Origin of the sequence: Enterovibrio norvegicus (assembly GCF_002876705.1) — a bacterium.
Taxonomy (GTDB): Bacteria; Pseudomonadota; Gammaproteobacteria; order Enterobacterales; family Vibrionaceae; genus Enterovibrio; species Enterovibrio norvegicus_B.
Genome location: NZ_MDAG01000038.1, coordinates 1 through 535 on the forward strand (window position 1 = coordinate 1; position 535 = coordinate 535).

1 protein-coding gene is annotated in these 535 nt (G+C 52.0%); it reads right to left on the reverse strand.

Going from position 1 to position 535, the window contains the following annotated elements; genetic code table 11:
* Window positions 1-535 (reverse strand): hypothetical protein (locus BCT27_RS25495; RefSeq protein WP_157939242.1); only part of this gene is annotated, 535 nt, incomplete at both ends.

Genomic DNA, 535 nt, shown 5'->3' on the forward strand with positions numbered 1-535 from the left:
GAGTCGACATAGAAGTCTGGTGTGTCGCCGCTGTAACTGACTTCTCTGATTTGCTCGCCATTGCGAAGGTAACGCACGGTGCCGTTATCAACTTCCAGCGTGAGCACATCGCCGACCGCCACACTGCCTGCGCCAAAGTTGGCGCGGTGTGAACCATTTTCGTAGATATACAGGGTGGTATTGACGATGTAGAAGGCATAATCAATATCAGTGTAACGTGCTGTGGTTTCGGTGTTACCGAGACCAACCATGTTGTTGCTGCCGAGGGCATCGACGGTGAAATTGAGACGGTAGCTGTCATCAAATCCATAAGTAGAGAAACGTGCAGAGTTAGCTTGATAGCCCCACGAGCCACCGTTGGCGGAGAGCACACCGTCAGTGAAGCTGGAATTGCCGGTTTGCACCGGCCAATCAACAATGTCAGCACTGGTACGAAGCTCTAACTCATCAGATAAACCATCGTTATCACGGTCGATGTCGCTGTTATCACCCACACCGTCGCCATCGGAATCCGCGGTTTCAGAGGCATCTGTTG